Raw genomic sequence first — 1,265 nt, forward strand, 5'->3', positions numbered from 1 at the left:
CGGCTATGTGCCAGAAGCGGAAGTCATTACTTCAGTGATATCGTTGATTTCAGATATCACTTAGAGTAAGTTAGAGTTCGCTATTGAATGAAAATTTTATTTTCATTGGAGTTAAAGCCATATATACCTAATTTAGGGTGTGCTTTTATCTATACCCGCCTAAATTTATATTATTTCTTGTACCGAATAAATAATAGAAAGCCCCATCAATAACCTTAGGTGAAATACATGGACATTTCAGAACTCGATAATTTTAAGAAGGGACTTATCAACAATAATTCTATAACAGGTGCACTTGAAATACTGACATTTAAATCATTATTTGTCGAGATGTATTTTGATGAACAAAAGCTTAGTTCAGGAACAGCTTTTCTTGCTGCAAATGATAGGGAGTCTCATTGCGCGCTGATCACTAATCGGCATAATGTTACCGGAAGAAATCAAGAAACAAACGAATGTCTTAGCAAGACGTGTGGTACACCCAATAACATAGTCATATATTTCCATAAGAATCAATACATTGGCGAATGGCTTAAAGTAAAGCTTCCTCTATACCGTGAGGATCAAACTCCATACTGGATCGAAGACCCGGTGCTAGGTGCGAAAGCTGATGTTATTGCTTTAAATTTAAACTGGGGAAGCGATGTATTTAGAGTTCCATTTTATATAAAGACCAATTTAGATCGAGATAATTTGTATGTAGGGCCGGGAGATACTGTCAGCGTGATAGGTTTTCCATTTGGTGTTAGTAGTTTTGGCAAATTTCCAGTTTGGGCTACCGGTTCCCTGGCTCAGGAGCTACTATTAATGACAGATGACAATCCAATTTTTTTAATTGATTGCAGAGCGAGACAAGGCCAATCTGGTTCTCCTGTTGTAGCTTATCGATCTGGTGGATATAGAAAATATCAGGATGGCAAAATATCGTCAGTAATGTCTGCCACTCCAAAATGGGAATTTTTAGGAATCTACAGTGGAAGGGTCAATAATGAGTCAGATCTTGGAAGGGTATGGCATGTTTCAGTTATTGAAAGAGTTTTGAATGCAGCAGAACAAGATTATAAGAAAAGAGTAAGTAAAAATGAACAAACATTATAGAGTAAAATGTTTATTCATATTATGCATTTGATTTATTATAATTTAAAAGTGCAGAAAGAGTATGATTTAAATTCAAGGGTGTAATGCAAAGTATCAAATGGATATGTATTTTTCAATTAAAACCAATTCAGAAAAATACCTCAACTGCAATGTCCGATCTTCGCTCA

General features: G+C 35.4%; 1 protein-coding gene. It reads left to right on the forward strand.

Annotation, left to right across the window (positions count from 1 at the left end; genetic code table 11):
- Window positions 1-228: 228 nt before the first annotated feature.
- Window positions 229-1,098 carry a trypsin-like peptidase domain-containing protein gene (locus DDT52_RS20795; RefSeq protein WP_210732751.1) on the forward strand — a complete coding sequence of 290 codons (870 nt, stop codon included), beginning with the start codon at window positions 229-231 and terminating at the stop codon, window positions 1,096-1,098.
- Window positions 1,099-1,265: the final 167 nt, after the last annotated feature.

The organism is Brenneria roseae subsp. roseae (genome assembly GCF_003115845.1).
Classification (GTDB): Bacteria; Pseudomonadota; Gammaproteobacteria; order Enterobacterales; family Enterobacteriaceae; genus Brenneria; species Brenneria roseae.